Origin of the sequence: Winogradskyella sp., assembly GCF_003712105.1 — a bacterium.
Lineage (GTDB): Bacteria > Bacteroidota > Bacteroidia > Flavobacteriales > Flavobacteriaceae > Winogradskyella.
The window spans coordinates 1-23233 of sequence record NZ_RHLG01000006.1 but is presented as its reverse complement, the minus strand read 5'-3'; the positions used below and the strand labels follow the sequence as shown (position 1 = coordinate 23233).

General features: G+C 33.8%; 17 protein-coding genes, 1 tRNA gene and 1 rRNA gene. 3 read left to right on the top strand and 16 right to left on the bottom strand.

Features of this window, described 5'->3' with window-relative positions; all coding sequences use genetic code 11:
* Window positions 1-40 precede the first annotated feature (40 nt).
* Complete coding sequence (porU, locus tag ED556_RS12930; RefSeq protein WP_296324619.1) at window positions 41-3934, bottom strand: type IX secretion system sortase PorU; 3894 nt, start codon at window positions 3932-3934, stop codon at window positions 41-43.
* 254 nt (window positions 3935-4188) lie between these two features.
* Between porU and gldJ the strand changes: the two genes are divergently transcribed.
* Together gldJ and murF are read left to right on the top strand one after the other, a co-directional pair.
* A complete protein-coding gene (gene gldJ / locus ED556_RS12925; protein ID WP_296324617.1) occupies window positions 4189-5853 on the top strand; it encodes a gliding motility lipoprotein GldJ in 1665 nt (554 codons plus the stop codon).
* A gap of 61 nt (window positions 5854-5914) precedes the next feature.
* Entirely contained in the window at window positions 5915-7198 is a 1284-nt protein-coding gene (gene murF / locus ED556_RS12920; RefSeq protein ID WP_296324615.1) for a UDP-N-acetylmuramoyl-tripeptide--D-alanyl-D-alanine ligase, read from the top strand.
* 54 nt (window positions 7199-7252) lie between these two features.
* Here the strand turns inward: murF and ED556_RS12915 are convergent, their stop codons facing one another.
* The 14 genes from ED556_RS12915 to ED556_RS12850 all read right to left on the bottom strand — a co-directional run bounded on the left by ED556_RS12915 (window position 7253) and on the right by ED556_RS12850 (window position 21775).
* On the bottom strand, window positions 7253-8542 hold the full coding sequence (locus ED556_RS12915) for a hypothetical protein (RefSeq protein ID WP_296324612.1): 1290 nt from the start codon (window positions 8540-8542) through the stop codon (window positions 7253-7255).
* 10 nt (window positions 8543-8552) lie between these two features.
* Entirely contained in the window at window positions 8553-10943 is a 2391-nt protein-coding gene (locus tag ED556_RS12910; protein ID WP_296324610.1) for a TonB-dependent receptor, read from the bottom strand.
* A 159-nt stretch (window positions 10944-11102) separates the two neighbouring features.
* The gene (locus tag ED556_RS12905) at window positions 11103-12698 is read right to left on the bottom strand and encodes a PepSY-associated TM helix domain-containing protein (protein ID WP_296324607.1); all 1596 of its coding nucleotides are present in this window, start codon (window positions 12696-12698) and stop codon (window positions 11103-11105) included.
* 6 nt (window positions 12699-12704) lie between these two features.
* A complete protein-coding gene (locus tag ED556_RS12900) occupies window positions 12705-12986 on the bottom strand; it encodes a hypothetical protein (RefSeq protein WP_296324604.1) in 282 nt (93 codons plus the stop codon).
* A gap of 1 nt (window position 12987) precedes the next feature.
* Complete coding sequence (locus ED556_RS12895; RefSeq protein WP_296324601.1) at window positions 12988-13305, bottom strand: hypothetical protein; 318 nt, start codon at window positions 13303-13305, stop codon at window positions 12988-12990.
* Window positions 13306-13571: 266 nt separating this feature from the next.
* Window positions 13572-13646, bottom strand: a tRNA-Val gene (locus ED556_RS12890).
* A 62-nt stretch (window positions 13647-13708) separates the two neighbouring features.
* Complete coding sequence (locus ED556_RS12885; RefSeq protein WP_296324598.1) at window positions 13709-14926, bottom strand: folylpolyglutamate synthase/dihydrofolate synthase family protein; 1218 nt, start codon at window positions 14924-14926, stop codon at window positions 13709-13711.
* Window position 14927: 1 nt separating this feature from the next.
* Entirely contained in the window at window positions 14928-15776 is an 849-nt protein-coding gene (locus tag ED556_RS12880; protein WP_296324596.1) for an energy transducer TonB, read from the bottom strand.
* 44 nt (window positions 15777-15820) lie between these two features.
* Window positions 15821-16855, bottom strand: a complete 1035-nt coding sequence (tolA, locus tag ED556_RS12875) for a cell envelope integrity protein TolA (RefSeq protein ID WP_296324593.1) — start codon at window positions 16853-16855, stop codon at window positions 15821-15823.
* Window positions 16856-16879: 24 nt separating this feature from the next.
* Entirely contained in the window at window positions 16880-17272 is a 393-nt protein-coding gene (locus ED556_RS12870) for a biopolymer transporter ExbD (protein WP_296324589.1), read from the bottom strand.
* A gap of 1 nt (window position 17273) precedes the next feature.
* Complete coding sequence (locus tag ED556_RS12865; protein ID WP_296324586.1) at window positions 17274-17963, bottom strand: MotA/TolQ/ExbB proton channel family protein; 690 nt, start codon at window positions 17961-17963, stop codon at window positions 17274-17276.
* Window positions 17964-18021: 58 nt separating this feature from the next.
* Complete coding sequence (gene nhaD / locus ED556_RS12860; RefSeq protein WP_296324583.1) at window positions 18022-19413, bottom strand: sodium:proton antiporter NhaD; 1392 nt, start codon at window positions 19411-19413, stop codon at window positions 18022-18024.
* Window positions 19414-19418: 5 nt separating this feature from the next.
* Complete coding sequence (locus ED556_RS12855) at window positions 19419-20654, bottom strand: Glu/Leu/Phe/Val dehydrogenase dimerization domain-containing protein (RefSeq protein ID WP_296324581.1); 1236 nt, start codon at window positions 20652-20654, stop codon at window positions 19419-19421.
* Window positions 20655-20707: 53 nt separating this feature from the next.
* On the bottom strand, window positions 20708-21775 hold the full coding sequence (locus ED556_RS12850; protein WP_296324578.1) for an anhydro-N-acetylmuramic acid kinase: 1068 nt from the start codon (window positions 21773-21775) through the stop codon (window positions 20708-20710).
* A 90-nt stretch (window positions 21776-21865) separates the two neighbouring features.
* On the opposite strand from ED556_RS12850, the gene ED556_RS12845 reads away from it, so the two are divergent.
* Window positions 21866-23008, top strand: a complete 1143-nt coding sequence (locus tag ED556_RS12845; RefSeq protein ID WP_296325060.1) for an acyl-CoA dehydrogenase — start codon at window positions 21866-21868, stop codon at window positions 23006-23008.
* Between the two features lie 131 nt (window positions 23009-23139).
* Here the strand turns inward: ED556_RS12845 and rrf are convergent.
* Window positions 23140-23233: ribosomal RNA gene (rrf, locus tag ED556_RS12840) — 5S ribosomal RNA — on the bottom strand; the annotation flags it as partial.

Sequence of the window (23233 nt, the reverse complement as noted above, 5' to 3'; positions counted from 1 at the left end):
GAAATAAAAGTTAATAACTGTTAACAAATATAAATTATTATTAGAGTATAACAAGTTTTTCGATTTTTTCTATCTGTTTGTTTAAACGCTGAGATTTTACTTTTAGTTTATAAATGTATACGCCTTTACCAATTTTATCACCAAAATCATCTCTACCGTCCCAAACAATATCTCTAGATAAGGTGCTTGTAGATTTGCCCGACGTATTTGTTTGGCCGTTCAATGTTCTTACCAGTTTGCCTGAAACTGTAAATATTTGCACAGAAATATCTAAAACATCACTACTGTTATGGTTAAACCAAAACTCGGTATAATCGACAAATGGATTTGGATAATTAAGTACATTATCTATGACAAGCTCTTCATTGTTATTAAAGACGGTAAATTGAATTTCGGATGTTGATGAATTATTATATACATCCCAAGCTTTTACTGTCAATGTATGAGGGCCTGCCTCTAAATCTCTAAAACCAAAGGTTACTGTTCCGTTGGTGAAGTCATCTATATTAGCTTGGTAATAATCATTTAGCACAAACGGGTTCGTCTCATCTCCATCCAATATTGCAGTAATATCATGTCCTATACCACTTGCTGTATTAATTCCATTATCGTCTTGTAATTTCACTAATAATGTAGGTGATTCATTAGTAATACCTCCAGAAACAAAGTTTTCATCATTCATGAATAGATTAATTAATGGCCCAATATTATCCTCTTCGGCATTATCATTAATACCACCAACTTGAATATCTAAACTATAGCCTGTTTGGTCCTCAAGTGCATTATTCCGCTTTGCATAAAAACTAACTTTACCTTGACCTACTGGTATTCCTATATCTCTAGGAACAACAAAATTAAAATTGAATCGGCCATTTTCAATAGTTGCTTGACCTTTAAATATGATTTCTCCAAGTGTGGTAAAATTTAATTTTATAGGCACTCTATTTGGAGGTGGACAATTTTGCAATGATACTCCAGGGATATTGCATTGGAGAACTCCGTCATTTGCGAGAGTTTCACGCTCTATTTCTTTGTCATATACTGTTGCTGTAAGTACACCATTATAGTTAGATAAAAGATTACCACTTTCATCAACTACCTCGCCAGACATTTTTACCCGACCTAAAGCTTGCAGAACATCAGTGGTTTGAGTAATTGGCACATCATTTATTTGAGTTAACCTAATATTAGGTCTTGGCACAGCCAATTTCATTCCTGGATCTCCAATGAAATGAACAAGCCGTTTTTGGAAACTACCAGCTATCTGTGGATCTAATTTTGTTAATCTTAAAGCCTCAGCCATGGTTGGATATTCATTGGACCCATAAGCAAAGATATAGTCTTCAAGAACCTCGTTGTAATTTGTCCCTACAGTTACAAAAATTTGACGTGTAGTTGTTATTAGTGCAATTGCTCCTCCATTTGTGTTCCAATAGGTAAACTCTCCAGCTGTAGGTAAATCGGGATTATCGTACTTAGTATATTCGCAAGTGACAGTTACAAAACAATTAAACCTGCAGTTATTACTTACCTCTTGTGAATCATTGATATCAAAAATTCGTTCATTGGCTAGTCCAAGCTCTCCGCCATGACCAAAATAATTAACAAGTAACACCCCGACATCAATAGCGTTACGAATTGCACTATTGACCTCCGGATATCTATCACCACCGGCAGACGATTGCTGCTGAAAAGAATCTGTATGCACCTTTAGCGAGTTAATAAAAGGTTTTTCCGTTTTTAGTTCGGCACCAACATCATCGGTTGTTTCTTGTAATATTTTTTCGAAAGCTTCATCAACGTCATCAGACACTAAAAGTACATTGTTACGCCAACTCCCAAAAGATTCTTGAGCATAATAAGCTTCTATTTTGTCTACAATCTGTTTAGCTCTGGTTGGACTATCTGCTAGCATTCTACCCACAGCTATGTCTAACCTATCGGTTGCTGATAGCGTACCTTCATCGTCATCCATCATTCCAAAAAAATCATCAGATAAGAGTGAATTTGTAACGCTTGAACTATTTAAAGAAAACCATGTTGGCACAAAATTGGTATTATTATTAATTCGGTCTTTATAATCGTAAGAGGTATCACCAAAAAAGCCCAGATATTTGACACGGTTTTCGTCAGAACTTGCATTATCATAGACGTAGCGAATAAAGTTTCGTATGGCAGCAATATCTTGATTTCCTGAACTGAACTCGTTATACACCTCTTGAAGTGTCACAACCTTTACATTTAAATTATTTTGAATACGATTAATCTCTGCTAATCTTTCAGCCTGAGATAAAAACAATTGAGGTGTAAATAATAAATAATCAATGTCTTGAAATTGACCTTGACTGTTTTGAAATATGGTGCCTTTTAAGTTTTGATTGGCCACTTGACTAATGGCTTCTCGCTTAGGTATAAATGCATCAGAATTAGAAAAAGCAACATAATTTCTTAGTTGACCGGCATTAGCCTTGAGATTTATCTCAGAAGTTGATTCTGTATTTTCAAAAGATTGAACATTAAAAATATCAGTAACGTCCCAAACTTGATTAACCTGCGACGCATTGTTAATATTATATTGAGCTATGCCAGAAGCAGAAACAACGTCACTATTTTCAAAAAATAATTGCTCATCTATATATTGTAATCCTCTTGAAGAATTAACTATTATATAATCTAGATATCCTGACGCTATTGGATTACCACCATTATCATATTCAATATTAATTTCTAAGGTCTCTCCTGAAACTGTGACATCGGTATTTAATACAGCACTATTAGCTAAAATAAAGCTATCCGGGTTTATTGGCGGCAAATTAACAGTTGTAGGATTCCCATTAACTGAAACATTCATGGACGATGGTAACTCTGATACAGAACCAAATGCCATATTAACTGATACTGGAACAGCCGAATTTACATTTGGAATATTAAACGTATATGATCTTTGAGTTTCAATATCGAACTTATCACCAAACCATCGCCTACCTAATTTTACTAAATTAAACTCATCAACTTCATAAAAATCATAATCTTCAAAAGTATTTATTATAATATCTGGAGCTTGATCTATTTGAGGTAAGTTGGTGATGCGTTTACCATTTCCACTGCTAATATTAAGGTAATAATAGGTCTTATCTGTATACAAATTCAAATTAGAATTTTGCTCTTGAATAAAACCTTGTGGTCCTTGTGCGTAAAACAAAATAAAATCTTCATTATCAAAACTACCATCAGCCTCACCTATAAATTGTACAGCGTTTTCTGTTAAATCTATTTCATGAGGTTCTGAATTTAAATACGGTAACATTGCACCACCATTACCATATATTTTTATTGTTCTTGGGTCTACTGAATTTACATTGACACCTAATTGACTAATAAAATCTCTTGATAATCGATGCACACCGGTGGTATCTACATAAAAGCGATACCAATCACCAGATGCAAGCACCGAATTACTTATTGTTCTAAAGGAAGAAGCATTAGCAGAACGATTAACACTTTGAGAATTATAACTAATTGTAAAGCTGTTGACTTTTTTATAGGAATTACCCTCTTTAATTATAGGTTGTAATTCTAGAAAAACAGATTTTTTACCCCTAGCATTAATGTTCGAAAGTTTTAAATTAACATTATTAGGTATTGTGTTTAGCTCAATATCTTTTAGTTCTGACCTTGAAATAGGAACATAATTTACATTTTCTAAAGCAACACTAGCTTCATTTATCGGGCTATTTTCCTTCCATTCTGCAAAGTATACAAGGCCGGTTTCTGTGCTATAACTAAAATGCTCATTATCGAAGGCAGGAACTTCTATTTTGGTGTAAGCCGTTTCCAATGTTCTATTCCCATTCCAATTAATTGTAAATTGTTTTTGTTGAGAAAAACAGAAGAAACTTATCACTAATAAGAAAACAGTAAAGTTCTTTTTCATGGTAAATTAACGCATAAGATTATGCCTTATTATAGGTTAGCTCTTTTTATTTCAAATGTACAACAATAATTTATTTTTGGTGTCGTTATTGATAGGTGAATTAGAGAGGAAAAACGTTAAAATATCCGTTGTAATGAACAAAAAACAGGATGAAATGCATATTTTTTTGCATTTTATCGATAAAAAATGTTGTTTGTTTCTCTTTAATTCTTATATTGCACGTCGATTTTAAAAAACATACTTAATCTATAGTTATGAAAAACGTCATGAACTTTAAATTAATAGCAGCTACAGCCCTAATAGTTACTGCTTTTAGTTGTAAACGCTCGTCAAATGGTAGCAATGTTGATAGTGCTACCGGTTGGGCTATTAATGACAAAAAAGGTGGTTTTCAGTATAATACCAGTTTCAAGGAGCAAGAAACACCTCCAGGAACAGTTTTTGTAGAAGGTGGTACTTTTACAATGGGTAAAGTGCAAGATGACCCAATGCACGATTGGAATAATTCACCATCACAGCAACACGTACAATCTTTTTATATTGATGAGAATGAGGTCACTAATTTAAATTATTTAGTGTACTTAGATTATCTAAAAAATGTATACCCACCAGATGACCCTGCTTACGCTAATATTTATAAAGGTGCATTACCAGATACTTTGGTATGGAGAAATCGTCTAGGTTATAATGAAATGATGACAGAAAACTACCTACGTCATCCTGCATATGCTAACTATCCTGTTGTTGGTGTTAGCTGGATACAAGCGGTTGAATATGCTAGTTGGAGAAGTGACAGAGTTTCTGAAATGTCGCTACAAGAAGCTGGTTACTTAGAAAGAGATTCTCAATACACTGCTACAGCAGAAAGTACTTTTAGCACAGATACGTATATCAATGCACCTACACAAACTTATGGTGGCAATGATTCTATTATAAATCCTATTAAATCAAGAAGAAGAGTTCAAGTTAACGCTAAAGGAGATACAATTAATGTATATGCTAAGCGCGAGTCTGGACTTATAGGACCAAAATATAGACTACCAACTGAGGTAGAATGGGAATATGCTGCTCTAGGAATGAGTGAACTTAGAAGTTATAATATTTACCGTGGACGTAAAAAATATCCATGGGATGGTCAGTATACACGATCTGGAAAACGAGCTAAAAGAGGTGATCAATTGGCTAACTTTAAGCAAAGAGATGGTGACTATGGTGGAATCGCAGGTTGGTCTGATGATGGTGCTGATATTACTCAAGAAGTAAAATACTACGAGCCAAACGACTATGGTATTTACGATATGGCCGGTAATGTTGCAGAATGGGTAGCTGATGTGTATAGACCAATTGTTGATGATGAGTTTAATGACTTCAACTACTACAGAGGTAATACTTATTTTAAGAATGCCATTAATGATGATGGTAGTGTAAAAATTGTTCAAGAAACAGTTTACGACACTTTAAGTAATGGTAAAATAGTTGCTCGTAATCTTCCAGGTGAAATCGAAAGAGTTCCTGTAGACGAAGAAGAAACTTACTTAAGAACAAACTTTGATAGAAGTGACAACAGAAACTACCGAGATGGTGACCAGAAGTCTTCTAGATACTATAGAGATAATTTTGAAAATGACGATAATTTCGATACTCGAAAAATGTATAATTCTCCAAAACATAATATCGAAAAAGATTCTGCTTCCGGTAAATTAATTAAAGAATATGATGAGTCTAATAGAAGAACATCGTTAATTAATGATGAAGCTCGTGTAATCAAAGGTGGTTCATGGAGAGATAGATCTTACTGGATTGATCCTGCACAGCGTAGATTCTTCCCACAAGATATGGCAACAGACTATATTGGATTTAGATGTGCTGTATCACGTGTAGGTTCTAAATCAAAAAGCAACAAGAAGAAACGTAACTAATCACAGTTAATTATAAGTTTAAAGTCCTAACAAATTGTTAGGACTTTTTTATTTTTATACCATGAACATAGAAACACTTTACGAGATATATAAAACGCATTCTTCGGTTTGTACTGATACCCGAAAGCTTAAAAAGAATGATATATATTTTGCTCTTAAAGGCGACAATTTTGATGGAAATAAATTTGCTGAAAAAGCACTCAAACAAGGCGCTAGTTATTGCGTTATAGATGATGAATCTTTAAAGGATAAATCTGAATATTTTGTTCTTGTTGATGATACCTTAAAAACGCTTCAAGAATTAGCTAATTATCATAGAAACACATTTAGTTTCCCAATTATAGCCTTAACAGGTAGTAATGGGAAAACTACAACTAAAGAGCTTATTTATACTGTGCTTGAAACCCACTACAATGTAAATGCTACCAAAGGCAACCTTAACAATCATATTGGAGTTCCTTTGACGTTATTAAGCTTTACGAATGATTTAGATTTTGGCATTGTAGAAATGGGCGCAAACCACCAAAAAGAAATAGCATTTTTAGCTTCTATAGCAGAACCAGACTTTGGGTTAATCACAAACTTTGGTAAAGCACATCTTGAAGGGTTTGGTGGTGTTGACGGTGTTATAAAAGGAAAATCAGAATTGTACGATTACCTAAAACAAAACTCAAAAACTGCTTTTATAAACACTGATGACGAAAAGCAGATACAACAGATTAGTAACTACGAAAGCATATCTACTTTTGGTAAAAATGCTTCTAATGATTGTCAAGTAAAATTTATTGATGCTAACCCATTTGTAGAATTAGACTATGGTGATTCTACTATTAAAAGTCAACTTATAGGACGTTATAACTTTGGAAATATTGCTGTGGCTATTGCGATAGGCAAATACTTCGATGTACCTTTTGATAAGATTAAAAAAGGCATTGAAGCGTACAGACCAGATAATAACAGGTCAGAGATAAAACACATAGGAAGTAATCAAATAATACTAGATGCCTATAATGCAAATCCTACGAGTATGATTGCTGCTCTAGAAAATTTTAGAGCGCTAAGCTCCAATAATAAAGTTCTATTCTTAGGAGATATGTTTGAGCTAGGCGAATCTGCCGAAACAGAACATCAGAACATTGTTGATTTCGTAGAAGCAAGATTTGAAAACCACATATATCTCATTGGCGAAAACTTCTATAAGACTAATACCAAAATTACTACTAAAAAGTTTTCTTCTTTTGAAGAGTTAAAGCATCATTTAGAAGATACTACTATTTCTAACTCTGATATATTGATTAAAGGTTCAAGAGGAATGGCTTTGGAGCGGATTCTGGAAATATTGTAAATAAAAAAAGAGGCCATAAAAGCCTCTTTTATGATAAACAACTTACTAAAACAACTAATTGTCATTAGCTATATTTATTACCTGTGATATATCTGCTCCCATAACTTGAAAAGCTTGAGATGTTTGGTTTGTAGTCCAATCATATCTGTAGTAACCGTTTTCTGCTTGAGTTGCAACTGGTACGTAAACACCTCCGTCATGGAAAAATGTATCAGATGCTGCAAAAACACCTGTTCTTGGTATACCAAAAAGTGGAGTCACAGTCTGTGCATCTAAATCTAAAACACACCATACAGCTGATTCTGAAGTAAATAAAATATTGAAAATTTGGTCTATTTGCTCTTGAGAAAGCAAACCTAAATTACCGCCAACGCTTAATATTATATCAACTGCTGCTTGCGGTGTTTCTGCATTTACTCTGGCAATAGCTTTACCATTTGGTAATAGTTTAAATCCATTAAATGTTGGTAAGAATACATTAAAAGGGTTAAGAACTACCGCGGGTTGAAAACTATAATTTGGGTCAATATCATCACTACCTACTGGAACTCTACTTACTGCAGCAGCAACTCCAAGCCCAGTATAATTCCCGGCATCTGCTATGTATAAATTACCAGCAGTATCAGTTAAGTTCTGTCCAAAATTATTAAACGTATTAATATCAGCGAATCCATTACCAATTCGCTCGGTAGTACCAGTGTAAGACTGAGTTACAACATTTGCACTATGCACAACTAAAGTGTTAAATGCTTCACCATTTTGATTACCTCTTATTGGTGCAAATAAATCATCACCTCTAAAAATAAAACGTTGATAACGCTGAGCAAGATCACCAGGAACTTCGCCCTGAGTCATATCTATAGTTCCTAAAACCTCTAAAGTTGTAGGGTTAAATACTGTTATATTATCTGAAGTTGCTCTATCTTGATATACACCAAAATCTGAATCTTTTGCGTCAATTCTAAATGATGAAGAGCCAAGAGTTGGGATAGAGCCTGCTTCGAAAAGACCTCCATTTTCACCTACAATATATTTTGAAAATCCAGGAAACCCATCAGGTCTTTGTAAAAACAAAGCACCATCTACACAAGAGTTTGGAAAAAATCTTTGGAATGTGAAGCCATCATTTAGGGTAACTGTTCCAGATGGAATATCATTAAAGTACTTTACAACTGCATTATTTGAAGCAGTAGTTGCAACTACGACAAACCCAGATGTTGCTTGTACACCTTCAAGTTCGCCTAAATCGTTTAAACCATCCTCGCATGAAACTATAACAGTAGTTAGAAATATACCTAAGATAATGCGATTAAAATTGTTTTTCATTGCTATTATTGATTTCATTTTAAATGATTTATAATGAATAGTTTATTTTAAAATTATAGTTGGCTCCTGGTCTTGGAACAGAAAAATTATCAAATACTTCTTGATTAAAGATATTTTGAATACCTAGCGAGAAAATGAGTTTTTGCTTTGGCATTGTGTAAGTCAAATCTAAATTATTAGAATGTTGCCTTGGAATAGCATTAGCTGATGTTGCATCGTCAAGATCAGGTAAATCTGTGAAGCCAAATTTATCTACAAAGAAATAACTCCATGCTACATCTAAGTCATTATTAGATTTAAATAGCCTTTTAAATTTATAGCTAGCACTAAAATTACCAAAGGTGTTAGGTATATTAGGTACAGGTGTACCTCCAAAATCTACAGAACTAACATCATCTGTTTCTTTAATTTCTATTTGTTGTAAAGTAAAATTACCATTCAGTGTGAGATTATTTATTGGTATATATCTTATACTAAGTTCAGCACCTTGATTATCTACAAAGGCTTCATTTACAAATTGAGAATTTTCGGGACCAAAAGCTCTTGTTCGTATTAAATCTTCTTGATCTCTTAAAAACAATCCTAAATCTACTCTAAGTGATGCGTTATTTTCAAATTGATTTGTAAATCTAAAACCTAGATTAACATTTTCACTACGCTCAGGTCTTAGCTCAAAATTAGGTACAATAGCTGCAAAATCTCCAAATATTTCTCCTTGGGTTGGAAAACGAATAGTTCTTTCATAACTAGAACGCACAAAGAACTTTGGTGTTATTTGGTATTTAATTCCTGCTCCGTACCCATTATCAGTAGTATTCACAGTACGGAAAGGAATCTCAGTTAAAGTACTTCCGAATCCTGGTCTGAAATCTACAGATTCAGCATCATAATCATAATTCTTATACAGACCAAAAAGAGTTAATTTATTATCAAAGAATTTGAAATTTGCTTCAGCTCCGAATACGTTTCCTTGTATTCTTGAAGGGATTGTATTAGGGTCGGTTTCTACTCCATTTAGCAACAAGGCTCTTGTGGTTCCAAATACAAGTGGATCATTTCCTTTAATGGTTAACTTACTATTAAACTCTGAAATATTTAAATCAATATTATCTGTAATATTAATTTTTAATCCTACTCTATGGGCTACACCTTCATCATCGCCTTCTCTTGCTGTAGGAAATGTGGAAATTTCTGCACCAAAATCATTCTGTACATTAATTATTTGACCTCTCCAATTGTAAAATACTGCACTACTATCAATAGTTTTATTGGTAAGTTTAGAGAATAGACCATGATACTTTAACTCTAATAAGTTATCAAAAAACTGTTTTTTATACTTTATCTGCCCTATAAATCCAGTGTTTTCGTTGTTAGCTTCACCGATTGCTACTTCGGTAATAAACGTACCATTTTGAATTTCTTTTTGACGTTGAGAAGCTATTAATGACACTTGTAATTCGTCAGCAACTTTTATATCATTAAACTTTATTGCTCCTTTCACAAAATATGAGCTAAACTCATCATGGAAACGTCTAGCTTCGAATGGTTCAGGGTCAAAAGTTCCGTCAACATTAAATGTTCTAATATCTTGCATTTTATAATCATTATCTGAATGATTGATATATGATTGCAGCGATACTGCTATATGGTCATTAAAATTATGATTTGTATTTAGAGCGAATCTATGTGTATTAAATGACCCAACAGAATAAGATGTTCTTAAGTAATTCTCACTTTTTGCAAATGGCACCAAGTTAATACCTCCACCTAAAGCATCAGTACCTACACCAACTGGCATTACACCTTTGTAAATATCAACTCTTGAAAGGGCATCAACTGGCAAATCATTAACTTGAAATGCTCCACCAAATAATTCAATTGGCATATCGTCATAATAGATTCTGACTGCTTGGCCTGTTAAGCCATTTAGGTTAATACTTACTTGGCTTCCGAGACCACCATTTTGTCTTACCACAACACCTGTTGACTGTTTTATTACAGACTCTACACCTAGTGCTTGATTTTGCAGCTTCTTTATATCCAAAGAATTTATAGTAATTGCTTTTTCGTTTTGTCTACCTGAATCTGATTTGGCTACAATAGTAATGTCATCTAAAGCCTCAACACCTTCTTGTAATGAAATATCAATCTTCAAATCCTTATCAACTGATATTTCTTTTTTAATAGTAGCAAAACCTATAGAAGAAAAAACAAGAGTATAATTGCCTGGCGCAACATTGCTTATTTTATACTCACCGTTTTCATCAGTTACAGCATATTTATTTGTTCCTTCTATAATTACATTAGCAAAAGGTACAGGAGTATTGGCAACATCTTTTACTTGACCTTTAATGGAAAAATTACTCTGAGCAAATAATTGAACTGGGATAAAAAGACACAATAATATAATGGCTCTCATTGGTATAGTTAGTTTTAAGTTTGTGCAAATATATATTCTATTCTTATTTAGACCAAATAAAAATAATAAATTAACTATTTCGAGAGCTATAATTTTGTTTTACTAGCTTGAAGAGCAGGCTCTAAATCAATTTCAGAAACAGTAGCATTTTTTTCTTTTTTAGGCATTTAATTCAGAAGATAAGGTATTTGTAAGTCCTTTATTTGTTAAATAGTATTTGCAAATGAGTATTCCTGAAACTCCAATTATTAACCAAGTAACATCAACACTAAAAACGTAATATTGCTTATTAACTAAAGTTTTCCACAACCAATCACCTGTAATTATTCCATTAACAATTGGTATTAATATTCCGAATACACTGCCAATCATTATATAATTACGATTTAATTTTCTGTAATTATTCCAAAATAATCCAATTAATATCAGTACTAACCAACCTATAAAGAATGCTGAATTAACATATAATATGCGATTAACTGTCTCCAAGGGCACTAACTTATTAGCTAAGAAAATTATCCCAATAGATGGAAACATAGATAAGGTTACTGCTAAGTAAAATTTTGTAACTCTATGATGAAAGCGTTTTTGTTTTACTGTATACTTGTTATTATCTCGAGCTGTTCTCCAGATTAATACGCCACTGAGTATTATGTAACAGGTAAACATAGCCAGTATAAAGTATATTATCTTTAAGAAGATTCCACCGTAAGTCGCATAGTGGAGTTTAATTAGTACTGCTAAAGCACCTGTAGTGTAGGATCTTGTAACTGGCCTTGTTGCCTTTATTAGCTCACCATCATTTACACTATATATAAAACTTCCATCACTACCGATTCCTTTATTATCGGCAACATTTGCAGCTATCGTACCATCTACTTTACCATAATTCCTTGTATAAAGGTATACTACATCTAAGTCTTCAATTTCATTTTGTACACTTTCATAAGCAGAGTTAAATGTGAAAGCTTTATCTGCTACTTTTGCATTTTCATCGTACTTAATTGCAGCATCAGGACGTACAACTTTTATAACTTCATTAGTATCACCATCAAATACTAAAAACGCAGTTGGTGCTAATAACAAAATCGATAATCCTAGAAGCGCACCTGTGATTGCATATATTAACTGAAATGGTAAAGTAATAACTCCTAAAGATACATGACCATTTGTCCATATCTGTTTCCATTTACCCTTTGTAGTGAAGGCATAAAACTTATTTACTATATTTTTCCAATGTGTAAGTAAACCAGTAAAAATTGCAAACAAGAAGAAAAATGCTACTAACCCTGAAAGATAGATTCCGATCATTGGTATTTGATTGAAGTAATGTAACTCGTATATCGTCCTAGCCATATGAGTTATGGGTTCTTTACCCGAATCAATCTTATATGTGATTGGATTTATATAAGCATTAAATCGTTCTATTGTATTATCGTCTACTTTTAAGGACCCATAAAATGTAACTAATGGATTAGTCTCTTTTGGAGGTACCATCCCAAATTGCTGTGTTTTATCAAAATTTGGATACGTATCCTCTACCAATTTTAATAAACTGTCATAGTCTACATCATCTGGATTAATTGCTACTTCACGAGCATTTGGATTTTCCCATTGATATAACTCATCCATGAACAACGCCACGGCACCAGCATAGAACATAATATATAGTGCAAAGCTTATGACAATTCCAGAAACGGTATGTGTATGAAACATTATATTATGGAGTCTTGGCTTTAATGCTTTGAGTTTCATACTAGTCTATTTTAATTTGAATATTATTAATGCAAATACAATGATTAGTAGAAGATAAATACCCCAAATCTTCCATCCATTTTTTGCTACAAAAGCAAGAATCATAAGCGCAGCCCACAAAATAAAAGAGGTATAAGCGGTAGTCATAATCAATGGTCCTTTATCGGTAATTAAAACACCGATCGCGTTATGGAATAAAATAGTTACAATAAAACCTCCTATGATGCCAGCAGTTATTTTTAGAAAACGCTGACCAGGACTAGATAAATGTTTTTTGTTGGCTGGCATACTATAAAATATTCTCAATTACAATGAATAAAATACCCAAGCCGGTAATAATATATGCTATTCGCTTATTTAATGGTAAGATGACTACAGTTATACATAACCCGAACATCAAGACTAATAGAAAGGTTATTAGACCAGTCCAAAATCCTAATTCCATTATTGATAAAGTAATTGAAATTGCAAAAAGAGTGTAAGCAATAACTCTTGTAGATAATTGATTAAGTCTTAACTTTCTGTATACTTCAGAAACAAAAGTTGGACTAAACTTAGATTTACTATAGAGAAAAAAGCATCCAAGTAAAGTTAGTATGATGGTCATGTTAGGTTATTTATAATTCAAAAATACATTTTATTTTTATTTATTCTAAATTAAAATAATAAAATGCCCAACTTTAACATTATTTGAGAATTTATAAACTAGAAAAAATCAATTGAATATATACCTAAACGAAAACCCCATTCGATTTTCGAATGGGGTTTGTAATAGTTGAGAAGGTTCAAATATCCCAAAGTTTTCAGCTTTAAAAATCAAAACCTTAGAAAATAAAAAAAGCAAGCTTATTTTGCTTGCTTTCAACTTATTCGTGGGCGCGAAGGGATTCGAACCCCTGACCCCTTGGGTGTAAACCAAGTGCTCTGAACCAACTGAGCTACGCGCCCGCTAAATTGGACTGCAAATATAGACTAGTTTTTAAAATCTCAAAAGAAATTTTTGAAAAAAATCATAATACTTCTGCTACCACAAATGTGCTTCCACCAACATAAATTATATCTTGAGCTTTAGCAAATGATTTTGCTTGTTTATAAGCATCAGAAATAGAAGTATATGTGGTGTAATTCAAATTAAATTTACCGAAAGCAGCAGCCAATTTTTCTACCTCTAAACCACGTTTAATATTGGGTTTGGCTAAATAGTAATTGGCATCTTTTGGCAGCATGGAGATAATTTCATCACTATTTTTATCATTCACCATACCAAACACTATATAAAGTTGACCTTGAAGCTCGTCTAACAATTGCTCAATTGTGTATGTTAGTCCTTCTTTATTATGTGCCGTATCAAAAATGATTTTTGGTTTTTGAGATACTACTTGCCACCTCCCTAATAGTCCAGTATTCTCAACTACTGATAATAAACCAGATTTAATTGCTTCATCCGATATTTTATATCCTTGCTGTTGCAATAACTTTACCGACTGTAATACTGTTTTAATATTACTATTTTGATAAGAACCTCTTAAATCACTAGGTGGAGCATTTTTAATTAAACGGTCTGCAAAATATATTTCAGAATCTTGAGCTTTAGCTTTTTCTATAAATACTTCCGATGTTTCGGGGTGTGTTTCTCCAATTACAACAGGAATATTCTTTTTTATGATTCCAGCTTTTTCTGAAGCTATTTTAGGTTTTGTGTTACCTAAAAACTGAACATGATCTAACCCAATGTTAGTAATAATACTTAGTTCTGGATTGATAATATTTGTTGAATCTAATCGACCGCCTAAACCAACTTCAATGATGGCGACATCAACCTTTTTGTTTGCGAAATAGTCAAAGGCCAAACCAACTGTCATTTCAAAAAAAGAAAGCGAATACTCTTCAAAAAAAGATTTATGTTTTTTCACAAAGCCCATAACATAATGCTTTGAGATCGCTTTACCGTTAATCTTTATTCGCTCCCTATAATCTTTTAAATGTGGAGATGTGTATAGACCAACTTTATAACCAGCTTTTTGAAAGATAGAAGCCAGCATATGACTACATGACCCTTTACCATTGGTACCAGCAACATGAATGGATTTAAACTTCAATTCAGGGTTATTAAGGTAAGCTGCTAGTTTAATGGTGTTAGATAAATCTTTTTTGTAAGCAGATTTACCTTGGTTTTGATACATCGGTAATTGCCGAAACAACCAATTAACGGTATCTCGATAATTCATGCTATTGGCTAACATCAAAGTTGATACTCACAAAACCTATTTGTTTTGCTGGTGCCTTAGCATCAGCTGGCCATTTGTGAGATAATGCTATCTTCTTTGCAGGTTCTAATAGGCAAGGATGTGTATTAGTTGATCCTTTTGCGCCTGGAGTAGCCGAAGTTACTCTACCATTTCTATCGACCTCAATACGGACAATAACTAAACCATACTCATTACAGTCTTGTTTAAATATCTTTTTACTTGGTCTTCCTCTACCGCTTAACCCAAAACCAACACCACCTTTTCCTGGGCCTGAACCTCCAAAGTAGCTTGGAGCGTATGGGTTACCATCTAATTGTCCTTTATTTCCTGGTTTACCATCTGGTCCTTCTCCGCCACTATCATTACCCTTAGAGTTTTTTACACCACCAATAAGGTTATCTAATTTTTTACGCTTCTCAGCTTCTTCTCGTTTTTTTCTTTCTTCAGCTTCGCGTTTTAATCGCTCCGCTCTTTCTGCCTCAGCTTTTGCTTTAGCTTCAGCGGCTTTTTTCTTTTTTATCGCAATAGCTTCTTCAGTATCTTGAGTAAGAATATCTTCTGTTTTCTGAACAGATTTTACAGGTTTAACTTCTTGTTGTTTAACTTTTTCTTCCTGAATTTTTTTAGGTACATCCGCTTGTTTTGGTTTACTTAACGGTTTATTACCGCTACCAAAATTATTTGTTCCAAAATTTACAGCAACGCCATACTCTTCTGGTGGATCCATGTAATGTGGACCAACAACAAAGAACAGTAATACTAAAATCAATAGGATTAGAGCAGTGATCTTTGCAGAGTTTTTTTCGTGTTTAGTTTTTAAATACTTCATAAGAGTACCTTGTTAGCTATACAACGTGAAAAGTAACAGTTATATTATTGTGCCTTAAACCGTATTGGTAATGAATATGGCGCTTTCACTGGCTTTCCTTGCTGTAAAGCAGGTTTAATTTTTGGCAACAAACCTATGACTCGTTTCGTTTCTGCAACAAGATCAGGATGCGCTGCTATAACTCTAACTCCAATAATCTTGCCAGCTTCATTTATGTCAAAACGAATTTTAATAGATTGGTCTCCTGTAAACCCTAAATTTTCAGCTAAATCAGAATCAAATTGATTTGCAAAAAACCTACTGATTTTCTGATTCATACAACTTTTTCTGTCCGCATTGTTCATGCCTTCACAACCTGGATAAACTGGGCCTTCTTGACTTAGTTTAAAACCGCTTGTGCTTCCTCCATTTTTATTTTTTGCTGCAGCAGCTGCGGCAGCTGCTTTACGGTCAGCTTCGGCTTTAGCTTTTGCAGCGGCTGCTCTTTTGGCTTCTTCAGCGCGCTTTCTCGCTTCTCTTTCAGCTTTAGCTCTAGCATCACGCTCTGCTTTTTCTCTGGCTTCTCTCTCCGCCTTTTCCTTTGCCTCTCTATCGGCTTTTTCTTTAGCTTCTTTTTCTGCTTTAGCTTTTTCAGCTTCTGCTCTTTCTTTAGCTTCCTTTTCAGCTTTAAGTTTTAGAGCTTCTGCTTCTTGCTCTGCAAGTAATTCTTCCGCTGCTTTTTCTTTCTCTAGTTCTTCTTGCTCGTTAGTTTCCTCTTCAGAAGTTTCATCTTCAACTGGTTCTGGTTCTGGCTCTTCTAATTCTTCTGCTAATTGGTCAATATCGTCTTGAATATCCTCAATCTCTTCAACTGTTTCATCATCTATTTCATCACTTACCTCATTAGATGGAGTAGGATTGTCATTGGCAACAGCATTGCTTACTACACTAGGTTCGCCAAAATTAATAGCCACACCATACTCATCAGGAATTTCCTTGTATGGAGCGCCAACTACAAAAAACAACAACGCTGTAATAAGTACTATTAGTGTTGTTATCTTAGCTGAGTTACGTTCATGTTTGGTATTTAAGTATCTCATAGTCGGTTAAAAAATGAAATGGGACTACTGTGATTTCACTGCCAATGTCGATTTTATTTTGTTTCTATTGGCTATGTCCATAATAAAGACTACATGCTTTAAGTCTACATCTTGGTCTGATCGTATCGTAATTGTAGGAGAATCCGAACCTCCTACTTTTTCTAAAACTGCTGTTTCTAATTGGTCTTTTGGCACCTGTTTTAAATCTACAAAATATTGTAACTGTTTGTTTACACTAACTGAAACGTTTTTTGTCTGCGTAGTTTTACTACTTGATTTAGGTAATAATAGGTCTATTGCTTCAGCTGACACCAGTGTTGACGCAATCATAAAAAATATGAGTAACAAGAATACGATATCCGTCATAGACGACATATTGAATTCTGGTGTTACTTTATTTCGTCCTCTTAAATTCATACTAGATAGGCTCGTTTAATAGATCTAAAAATTCTAAAGAATTTGCCTCCATTTGATATACAACTTTATTGGTTTTAACCACCAAATGGTTGTAAGCAATGTATGCAATGATACCAACTATTAAACCTCCAACGGTTGTAGTCATTGCTGTATATAAACCATCTGCAAGTGTTTTAATATCGATTGAACCACCTGAATTTGCAATCTCAAAAATGGATAATATCATCCCAATTACAGTTCCTAAAAATCCTATCATTGGTGCAGCACCGGATATTGTTGCTAATACGCTGACATTTTTTTCTAAGCCATAAATTTCTAATCTACCAGCATTTTCAATTGCTGTGTTGATATCATCAAGAGGTTTTCCAATTCTGGAAATTCCTTTACTAATAAGTCTAGATACTGGTGAGTTGGTCTGCATACACAAATTCTGAGCAGAATCTACTTTACCGTCGCTAACGTAATCTCTAATTTGATTCATAAAATTAGAATCTACTTTTGAGGCTTCTTTAATGGCAAAAATTCTTTCAAAATAAATGTATGTTGCCACAATAAATAATAAAGCTAGTATTGAAATAATGATAATACCCGCAGTGCCGCCAGTGGTAATAAGCTCTATTATGGATAAGGTTTTTTCTACTGATTCCTCTTCTAAAAGTGCATCAGCATCTTGAATAAACATGTTTAACATATATAAGTTTTAATGATTTGGTTTTTTTAATAACGTATAAAAAGTGATTTACGTGTATCTAAAATAAAGTTCTTGTTACCATAAAGGCTGCTGCACCAGCTATAAAGCCAATTAATGCTAACCAAGATATCTTTTTTAAATACCAGAAAAAGTCTATTTTTTCCATGCCCATTGCTACTACACCAGCAGCTGAACCGATAATAAGCATACTACCTCCAGTACCCGCAGAATACGCAATGAAATGCCATAACTGATCGTCTAAAGCTTCAGTAAACATACCTAAACTTGCTGCTACCAAAGGTACATTATCAATAACGGCAGAACCTACACCTAATAAAAGCACTACTAAATCTGAGACTAATGTTCCCGATGGTTCGGTTCCTAAAAGTCCAATATTCTCTTTTAGACTATCCGCAAAACCAAATAAAATACCTAAAGATTCAAGAGCTGCTACTGCCATTAAAATACCTAAGAAGAATAAAATACTCGGCATTTCAATACGAGATAATGAGCGGTGAACAGGACTATGATGCTCATGCGCTACACTTTCGCCCTGACCTACTTGAGACATTTCAAAACGAGAATTTGTATATATTTCTGCAAATATGGCTACAATACCTAAGGCTAACATCATACCTACATATGGAGGTAAATGTGTTACTACTTTAAAAAATGGTACAGAAACAATTGCTCCTAATCCTAAAAATAGCATAGTTGAACTAAACCTACTTCTTGGTTTATCATCTTCTTCTTGCAATTCTAAATCACCCTTAAATGGTTTTAAAAAAGACGCAATAATAGTAGGGACAACCATACATAGTACTGATGGAATAAATAGATATAAAAACAAGTTACCCGTTGATACTTTATTACCAATCCATAACATTGTAGTAGTTACATCGCCAATAGGTGACCATGCACCACCAGCATTAGCAGCAATTATTATTAAGCCCGCATACCAAATACGCACATCTCTATCTTTTACTATTTTTTGAAGTATAGAAATAAGAACGATCGTCGCAGTTAAATTATCTATGATTGCTGAAAGTATAAAAGCAAGTATAGAAAATAACCATAATATCTTTTTTCTACTTCTAAATTTTACCGCTGCTTTAATAGTAGAGAAACCGTCAAAATAATCTATTATTTCTACTATTGTCATTGCACCTAATAAGAACACTAAAATCTCGGCTGTTTTACCTAGATGATGAAGCAACGTCTCTTCCATGAGATGCATTTTTTCTTCATGTCCTAGCCCGCCAAAATTGTCAACTAAAGCATGTTTAGCTGAATCAAACCAGTTAGGGAAAGCATCAATACCAAGTGATATTAAAGCCCAGCTTATCGCCATCATTACAAGCGCTGGAATGAGTTTATCTATTTTAATGCTGTGTTCTAGCGTAATCGCTAAATATCCAAATACGAATACAAGTACAATAATGGTTTCCATAAAAATTATATTAATTGCTTAAGTGCTATTTCAAAAGCCGTAGCACTTATGCCCGATTTGTTAGTATTATGTTTATATACATCTTGAAGTGCTCGTTCAATTACTTCGGACGTATCGTTAAAAATTGCTTCATCTGTCATTTGTACTTTACGTTCCATGAAGTAAGCAAAAACCCGAGCCATACCACAGTTAGATATAAAATCTGGTATTAGACTTACTCTATTATCGGTATGCTCCATAATTGGCCCAAAGAAGATTTCTTTATCTGCAAACGGAACATTTGCACCGCAAGAAATAACTTCTAAGCCAGTATCTATAAGTTCGTCTATTTGTTCTTGAGTAATTAATCGAGATGCAGCACATGGTGCAAAAATTTCAGCCTCAAGTGACCAAATTTTCTTATTCATTTCATCAAATGGAATAAGATCTTTACCAGCTAATGTATTCCCATCTTTATTAAGATATAACCCAGTAACTTCTTCTAAAGATAAACCTTCTTCGTTAATTATCCCACCTACTCGGTCAATTATACCTACAATTTTAACACCCATTTGGGCTAAATAAAATGCTGCTGCTGCACCTACATTTCCAAAACCCTGAACTATAGCACGTTTACCTTCAATACTATCTGAATGAATCGCATAAAAATGCTTAGCTGCAACCGCGACACCATACCCAGTAATCATATCTGCCACTGTATATTTTTTGGAAACATCTGGAGAAAAGGTCGGATTCTCTATAACCTTAATTACTCCTTGACGAAGTTGCCCAATTCGGTTTATCTTATCTGCATCAGTTGGCTTAAAGTGACCTTCGAAAACGCCTTCTTGTGGATGCCAAACACCACTGTTTTCAGTAATTGGAATAACCTCATGTATTTCATCTACATTTAGATCGCCACCAGTACCGTAATAGCTTTTAAGCAGAGGAGAAACAGCTGCATACCAACGCTCTAAAACGCCTTTCTTTCTTGAGTCATGAGGGTTAAAATTAATACCAGATTTGGCACCACCAATTGCAGGGCCAGAAACTGTAAACTTCACTTCCATAGTTTTGGCTAATGACAGTACTTCATTTTTGTCTAAGCCTTGACGCATACGTGTTCCGCCACCAGCTGCACCGCCTCTTAAAGAATTGATTACTGTCCAGCCTTCAGCTTCGGTTTCAGCGTCATTCCAATGAAATACTATTTCTGGAGCTTTATTTTCAAATTTTTGGAGTAAATCTTTCGTTAAAGACATTGGTTGATTTTAGTTACTAACAAATATAAAAAACTATAAATGCTAAACATTATTTATGAATTAATTTTAGGGGTTAATATTCGTCCTGAGGAATGATTCGTTTTAGCACCGGTAACACTTTTTAAACAATTGACCTCATTTCTATCTTTTAACACACCCAAAAGTCCAAAAACCAGAGCTTCTTTACATTCAATTATTGTAACATCTGGGATAATAATTTCTGCCTTAGAAAATTCCTCTAATCTATTAATTAAAAAGTTATTATAAACACCACCACCAGTAATCAGTGCTTTACCCTCATTAAGATATTTTGAAACTTGAAGTACAATATGCTCTACAAAAGTTCTTAGTATATCTCTTACTTCAAGCTTAAATTTGTTAATCATTGGAAAAATAAACGCTTCAACCCATTCTAAACCTAAAGATTTGGGAGTTTCTAAATTATAAAATTGCAATTCATTCAAATGCTCTAACAATGGCGTAAAAACTGTTCCTGATTTAGCCACGTCTCCTCCAGCATCGTATTCTAAATTTAGCTGGTTCGCATAGTGATTAAGAACAATATTAACAGGACAGATATCAAACGCGACTCTTTGATCATTGCTTTCAAAAGAAATATTCGAAAAACCTCCTAGGTTTATACAATACTTATATTCATTAAAAAGTAATTTATCGCCAATAGGTACTAATGGTGCGCCTTGTCCACCTAACTTAACATCTTGAATTCTAAAATCGCATATAACCTTTTTGCCAAGAGTATCTGAAAGAATTTGCTGATTTCCTATTTGGTAAGTATAGCCTTCATCAGGTTTGTGAAGCGCAGTATGGCCGTGAGATGAAATAAAATCTATGTCTTTTATTTCATTTCTATCTATAAAATCTTTGATCTGATTGGCTAAGTATTTTGAATATGAATTGTCAATATCTCTTAATTCAAAACTTGAATATTGTGTAAGATGTTTTAGCAATTCTACCCAAAACTCTGGGTATTTTACAGTCTCAAACTTGTAAATATGGTAGTTCCATTTATCAGTAAATTGAAACTTAGCATATAATATATCTATCCCATCTAGCGATGTTCCGGACATAACAGAAATAACGTTATAGATATTTATTAACATATCGCTAAAATTACCACTATTCATTGAAAATAACACAACAAACCGTTATCTTTGCGCAAAATTTTTAAAGAATCAATAATTATACATTTTATGGACTTTAGCTTAACTGAAGAGCACTTAATGATACGAGATGCAGCTCGTGATTTTGCACAAACAGAATTATTACCAGGTGTAATTGAGCGCGATGATAAACAATCTTTTCCACAAGATTTGGTGCGCAAAATGGGCGATTTAGGATTTATGGGAATTATGGTAGACCCAAAATATGGTGGTAGTGGAATGGATACCATTTCTTATGTGCTAATTATGGAAGAGCTGTCAAAGATTGATGCATCTGCTTCAGTTATGGTTTCTGTAAACAACTCTCTTGTATGTTATGGTTTGGAAGCTTATGGTTCTGAAGAACAAAAGCAAAAATACCTTACGAAATTAGCAACTGGAGAATTCATAGGCGCATTTTGTTTAAGTGAACCCGAAGCTGGAAGTGATGCTACATCACAAAAAACAACTGCGATAGATATGGGTGACCATTATCTTTTAAATGGAACTAAAAACTGGATTACTAATGGTGGTCGTAGTGATGTATATTTAGTTATTGCTCAAACAGATAGAGAAAAGGGCCACAGAGGTATCAATGCTTTTATAATTGAAAAAGGGATGCCTGGTTTTGATATTGGTCCCAAAGAAGATAAACTTGGTATACGTGGTAGTGATACTCACACACTTCAGTTTAATGATGTCAAAGTTCCAAAAGAAAATAGAATAGGTGAAGATGGTTTTGGATTCAAGTTTGCTATGAAGACATTATCAGGTGGTAGAATTGGTATAGCTGCTCAAGCTCTTGGAATTGCATCAGGTGCTTACGAACTAGCTCTAAAATATTCTAAAGAACGTAAAGCATTTGGAACTGAAATTTGTAATCACCAAGCTATTGCCTTTAAATTAGCTGATATGGTTACTGAAATTGAAGCCGCTAGAATGCTAGTTATGAAATCTGCTTGGGACAAAGATCAAGGTAATAATTATGATATGTCAAGTGCAATGGCAAAATTATATGCCTCAAAAGTAGCTATGGAACAAACAGTTGAGGCTGTACAAATACATGGTGGTAATGGTTTTGTAAAAGAATATCATGTTGAACGTCTCATGCGTGATGCAAAAATTACTCAAATTTATGAGGGTACTTCTGAAATTCAGAAAATAGTTATTTCTAGAGGTGTAATAAAAGGGTAAAACAAAAACACTATAATTAAAATTAAAAAAGGCTTCACTAGTAGTGAAGCCTTTTTTATTTCTTTATATAGTAGAAATAAATATTTCTTGTTATAAACAAAAAATCCTCAACGATTATGTTGAGGATTTAAAAAAGGCGGCGACCTACTCTTCCACAGTAAGCAGTACCATCGGCGCAAACGGGCTTAACTTCTCTGTTCGGAAAGGTAAGAGGTGAGCCCCGTC